Raw genomic sequence first — 5,025 nt, forward strand, 5'->3', positions numbered from 1 at the left:
CTAGGGATGCATGAACGCCAGTTGCGCTGGTTCACGGCTGAGGGGCAACTGATTCCCTTGCCAGAGGAGGCAGAACGGCAGGCAAAGGAGCAAGAACGCCAGGCCAAGGAGCAGGCACAGCAGGCCGCAGCCCAAGAACGACAGGCCAAGGAGCAAGCACAACGACGAGCTGAACAGTTAGAGGCGCTGTTGAGAGCGCAAGGGATTGATCCCGATCAACTGCTGGGGTTGTAGATGTGATTGGGTTCTGCTGCCAGAGTTAAAGTCCCTCTGGCTTGGGGGTTAAGGCCCAAAGAATCAGCTATAGCCGCAGGATGAATCGTTGCTGATGTCAGTTATAGTCACTCCAGATTAGAAGGAGACACTCGTAGCTTCTCTTCCTCGCTTTGGGAGTGGGGTTGGGGTGAAGGCAACTGCTGCAACCTATGCAACCCAAATTGAAGCAATCATATTTTACGCTTGTGTAGCCATAAATGCTCGCCAGCCACCGTAGTGAGAAATATCGATCGCGTCTTCCAAGGCATACCCTTCACAGATAAATCCCTTGACTACAGAGCCATCTGCCAAAGTCAGAGAGCCAGTGCCCAGAGGTGGAGGAATTTCAGTAACAAAGGAGCCAAACTCTGAGAGTGGGATGGCCCAGACTTCCACTTCGATCGCATAGCCTTGCACTTGAGTTGGGTCAATGCGCGCAATTCCTGGCTTAGGTGGAACGGTACCTGTCAGGGCAAAGAACTAGTAAATGGGGGCAGTATGGGTTGTATGCACTAGGGTAGCACCACGGCTCTTAGTCATCCCACCCAGCCGGGGCTATGAGGGTAATGCCAAAGGGTACACCATCAGGATGAAAGCCAGCGGGTAGCGCGATCGCGCTCAAATCCAACAAATTCACGAAGTTGGTGTAACGTCCCAGACTCGTATTCAGCGTCAACGGCTCTGCTTCAACGTGTTGAATGCTATAGATAGTGCCTGTAGTAGGTAGCAGCAAACCATCAACCTGCTGCCAAGTAGGTTGGGTTTGTTGACGCAACTCCGCAAGGCGATAAAAGCCTTGGAATACAGCTTAATCTAGCCGGTACGATACCACGATCCCTGGTCTACAACTGTACGCCGTGATGCCGCAAACGTGGCAACCAGGTAAATCAGCCCACCCTAGGCATTGCTTTCTTCTCCAGAATGCTCAGGAGTTGTCGAATCTGAGGGTTCAGGCATGTGGGAACTCTGCGGCATAAGGGACGATACACTGCTAATTGCATCGTCTAATTCCATTCGCTGCTCCATCTGCCGTAGAAAATAGCCTGTAACCATAGCGGAGGCCAGAAGATTAGCTAAATTTTCGCGATCAGTTGTGATTTGAACGTTGAAGGTTTCAGAAGGAAGCAAGCCAACAAGCCCTTGCACATTGTGGGAAATAATTTGGCGAGCATCAGACGTAACAGACTTCGCAACTCGCGCTAAAACATCAGGAGACTGGTGCTGGAGGTATCTTAGTAGTGGGTTATTAGATGGTATGTCATCAGAGTCAGCCTCAAAAAAATCCGCACCGTTGAGGTTAAAAGCCATACAAAGACACCAAAATCATGATAATAGCTCACACTATTGTAGTCGCTATTGATGGCCTATGTTGGACTTCTTTATATTCTGACCCTGGGTAAGACTGGTTAAGTATTCTCAACATCGCTCCAGGTAGGAAGTTGGTTGATTTGAAAGTATTGATGAAACTTGTCGGTGACCTGTAACCAAAAAGAACGACCATCCGACTGTCGTCGTTTACGCACAAACCCTTTTTCCACTAGCTCCTGGACTTGTTGATAGGCACTAGACCCCCGTAAATTGATGAGATCAACTTGGCTAATCGGCCCTTTAAGGGCGATCGCTGCCAACGTCCGTAACGCCCCCACTCCCAAGTCGATCGGCACTAAAGCTTTCACTAAAGGCTGAAATTCTTCCCGCAATTGCAGGCTATAGCCAGCATCCGTTTCTACGACCTCAAGCGCACTCAGACGATGGGCGCAATCGGCCATTAGTTCGATTAATCCATCCTCAACCGCCTCGCGGTCGCAGCCTGCATATTCAGCAATTTGGGCAATGGACAACGGTTGACCTTTCAGATAGAGGATAGCTTCGATTGTGGCCGCAAGACTGCGCATAGATGCTACAGAACCTACAACAACTAGTCGGTAGTGATAAAGAAGTCATAATTTAAGTAGATGTCAAGGGGGCTAGCACTCCTTGTAGGAACGTCCCCCACACCCCTTTCCCAAAAAATTATCACCTTTTTAGAACTATCAACCAGTCTATAGTCTAGGCAGGCATAGCACGCCTGAGGGAGTAAGATGTTGATGACAACACAGCAGCATACACCAAACCCACGCAGCTTTCAGAGTAATAACTGCATCCGAGACCGCGCAGTGCCTAGCATGAACTCGTGTCACCACTCTACCATCTATGGTGTAAGTAATTTGTCAGCAATCTGAGTCAAATCTCTTCAACCTTGGGGAACTACCTCCAGCTAACGAATAATGGATGCCGTTTAGAAGTCTACCCAAGCTGGCAAGATTGCTATCTTAGACAAGATGCTAAGTATCCTTAACTTCACATGAAGATCCTGCTGATCCATGACTATGCCGAACTCATTGGCGGTGCTGAAGTGGGTGCCCTGACCCTACGCAACGGGTTTCGTCAACGAGGACATGATGCACGACTATTTGCTGCTCGAACTCAGCCAAATCCCAAAACCAGCATTGCCGACTACACCTGTCTAGGGACAACCTCACGGTTCCGGGGTTTGCTCCAAACCGTTAATCCCTGGGCTTACTGGCGGCTGAAGCAGGTATTAGCAGACTTTCAGCCCGATGTGGTGCATGTGCGCATGTTCCTGACTCAACTGTCTCCGCTGATTTTGCCCCTCCTCCAGCCTATTCCTAGCCTCTACCATGTGGTTTGGTATCGACCTATTTGCCCGCGTGGGAGTAAGTTGCTTCCTAACGGTACGCCCTGTCAGACTGCGGCTGGCCTTGCTTGCTATCAAAACCGCTGCCTTCCCTTGCAAGATTGGTTACCCCTGATGGGGCAAATGCAGCTTTGGCAGCGCTGGCGATCAGCCTTTGACTGCATTGTGGCCAACAGTTATGCCGTGCAGCAGCAACTTCTCGCCGCTGGCATTTCCCCTGTGCGTGTCATTTGGAATGGGGTGCCTGTGTTACCGGCTCGACCACCTCTGACTGCACCCCCTACAATCGCTGTTGCCGCGCGGCTGGTGCCAGAGAAGGGGGTAGACGTGTTGCTTCAAGCTGTGGCTGCCATTAGCGATCGCATCCCTAACCTACAAGTGCTAGTTGCTGGTCATGGCCCACAGTTCCCAGCCCTACAACAGCTAGCTCACCAATTGGGCATTGCCAATCAGGTTACCTTGTTGGGTCATCTGCCACGGGCACAGGTGGAAGCACACTTCGCTAAGGCTTGGGTGCAAGTTGTGCCCTCTCGATGGGCAGAACCCTTTGGGTTTGTGGCTCCAGAAGCAATGATGCGTGGAACGGCTGTGATTGCCAGCCACACCGGAGGATTAGCAGAAATTGTGCAAGAGGGCACCACCGGATTCTTGGTTCCGCCTGGCGATGTGGATGCGTTGGCAGATGCTCTTGTGCGGGTTTTGAGCGATCGTACCCTAGCTGAACGCTTAGGCGCTCACGGACGAGAGCGCGCCCTACAACACTTTAGTGAGTCCGTTTGGATTGACCAATTTCTTCAGCTTTACAGAACCCTAGGCTAACTCTGCGCTTGGTGAGAAAACAGCTACTAGGGTAATGCAACCAAGTAGGCTAGCAATCAAGCCTAATTCCTAACGCAGCAAAACATCATCTAACCGTAGTTAGAGGTTGGGTAGGAGCAGTGAAGGAATTAGCCCTCCCGATCGATAGCGTTGTTGTCTATCATCTACAGTCTTCACCCACCATATCATCTACAGTCTTCACCCACCAATTGACAGACCATGAAAGTGAACTGCTAGGTTTGCCAGTAGCGCCACACCTCCTATCCATATCGTGAGCGATAAATTTATCGAACGTTAGCAGTTTTGGGAGGGGTACACACCACAGAGTGATTCCCTGGCAGTGCTAACTCCATAGGGCGATCGCGCTGGGCTATGAATCCGTTACGATAGTACAACTGCTAAATTTCCCAAGTACTGAGTCAAACCCGCCCTACAATGGGGCAGTTCAGTAGGGTGGCTTAGACACTCAGAGTGAGATGTTATGGCTCAAACCCTAGCCAACACAGAGTATATCGACAGCTTAGCTAAAGTTGAGATGCAGTTTGGGTTGCTGTATGTACCTTCTTCTCTCTTTCTAGTGTGCCCACCGGCAAAATATAAATGCTATGCGTCAGTTTTTAGTCACCTCTTCCACAAGAGTTATCCGTCTGCTCTCTCTTGTGGGCGCGATGGCAGCAACTAGTTCTTTGGATTACTATTCTGGTCATGATCGTAGCGGCCTTGTTTCGTCTGGCTTACGGATTTAGGCGGTTGCTGTTTCTCCATGGGCCAAATCCTGCCAATGATCTCCAGTTCCGCTACAACGAGGTACAGTTCTGGTTCGCTGGAAAAAACATCTATTGCTACCTCAGTGAGGGGGGAGTTTATCCACCAGCCAGTCATAGTATTCTTTGGCCATTCCTAGTGGATCCATCCTGGATGTTTGTTCGCTACCTGTGGGCCTTCACTAATATCCTTGGTCTCATTTGGTTAATTCATCAACTGCTACAGGCAAGTTCTGGGCTTACCATCGCGTTTATGATGACTTGGTTATTGTGTTACCGATGACGACGTTATGGCGCATAACCCATTCCCCACAGTTGCCGAACACTATCAGAACTTTAAGCGGGATTATGCTAACTATTGCTACGATTTCGATTTTGTGCCAGATGGATTGCGATTCCTTAGTCCACCATGGAACTTGCTCTTTATAAGGTGGACAAATTATTGTCTAGCTGCTGATGTTGCTTTTGAGCAGGCTTGGCCTCTTGGCA

The 5,025-nt window shown here is 49.9% G+C and carries 8 protein-coding genes; 4 read left to right on the forward strand and 4 right to left on the reverse strand.

The window, feature by feature from the left end; all coding sequences use genetic code 11:
- Positions 1–234, forward strand: a 234-nt coding sequence (locus NZ772_13520; protein ID MCS6814568.1) for a Uma2 family endonuclease, incomplete at its 5' end; no start/stop codon positions are given.
- Positions 235–453: 219 nt separating this feature from the next.
- On the opposite strand, the gene NZ772_13525 is transcribed toward NZ772_13520, so the two are convergent.
- The 4 genes from NZ772_13525 to scpB all read right to left on the reverse strand — a co-directional run bounded on the left by NZ772_13525 (position 454) and on the right by scpB (position 2,150).
- Positions 454–672: a hypothetical protein gene (locus NZ772_13525; GenBank protein MCS6814569.1), complete on the reverse strand. Its 219-nt coding sequence runs from the start codon at positions 670–672 to the stop codon at positions 454–456.
- 115 nt (positions 673–787) lie between these two features.
- On the reverse strand, positions 788–1,030 hold the full coding sequence (locus NZ772_13530) for an amidase family protein (GenBank protein MCS6814570.1): 243 nt from the start codon (positions 1,028–1,030) through the stop codon (positions 788–790).
- A gap of 122 nt (positions 1,031–1,152) precedes the next feature.
- Positions 1,153–1,563 (reverse strand): DUF760 domain-containing protein, encoded by a 411-nt coding sequence (locus NZ772_13535; protein MCS6814571.1) that lies wholly within the window; start codon positions 1,561–1,563, stop codon positions 1,153–1,155.
- Between the two features lie 98 nt (positions 1,564–1,661).
- Positions 1,662–2,150, reverse strand: a complete 489-nt coding sequence (gene scpB / locus NZ772_13540) for an SMC-Scp complex subunit ScpB (GenBank protein MCS6814572.1) — start codon at positions 2,148–2,150, stop codon at positions 1,662–1,664.
- 449 nt (positions 2,151–2,599) lie between these two features.
- On the opposite strand from scpB, the gene NZ772_13545 reads away from it, so the two are divergent.
- The 3 genes from NZ772_13545 to NZ772_13555 all read left to right on the forward strand — a co-directional run.
- On the forward strand, positions 2,600–3,772 hold the full coding sequence (locus tag NZ772_13545) for a glycosyltransferase family 4 protein (protein ID MCS6814573.1): 1,173 nt from the start codon (positions 2,600–2,602) through the stop codon (positions 3,770–3,772).
- Between the two features lie 705 nt (positions 3,773–4,477).
- The gene (locus tag NZ772_13550) at positions 4,478–4,819 is read left to right on the forward strand and encodes a hypothetical protein (GenBank protein MCS6814574.1); all 342 of its coding nucleotides are present in this window, start codon (positions 4,478–4,480) and stop codon (positions 4,817–4,819) included.
- Positions 4,820–4,826: 7 nt separating this feature from the next.
- A partial coding sequence (locus tag NZ772_13555; protein MCS6814575.1) for a hypothetical protein occupies positions 4,827–5,025 on the forward strand: 199 nt, incomplete at its 3' end.

This window comes from Cyanobacteriota bacterium (assembly GCA_025054735.1).
In the GTDB taxonomy this organism is placed as follows: Bacteria; Cyanobacteriota; Cyanobacteriia; order SKYG9; family SKYG9; genus SKYG9.

What these genes read in the sequence shown, in the direction of transcription:
- NZ772_13535 (MCS6814571.1), bottom strand. Translation starts at nt 1,563, where the DNA reads ATGGCTTTTAACCTCAACGGTGCGGATTTTTTTGAGGCTGACTCTGAT.
- scpB (MCS6814572.1), bottom strand. Translation starts at nt 2,150, where the DNA reads ATGCGCAGTCTTGCGGCCACAATCGAAGCTATCCTCTATCTGAAAGGT.
- NZ772_13545 (MCS6814573.1), top strand. Translation starts at nt 2,600, where the DNA reads ATGAAGATCCTGCTGATCCATGACTATGCCGAACTCATTGGCGGTGCT.
- NZ772_13550 (MCS6814574.1), top strand. Translation starts at nt 4,478, where the DNA reads ATGATCGTAGCGGCCTTGTTTCGTCTGGCTTACGGATTTAGGCGGTTG.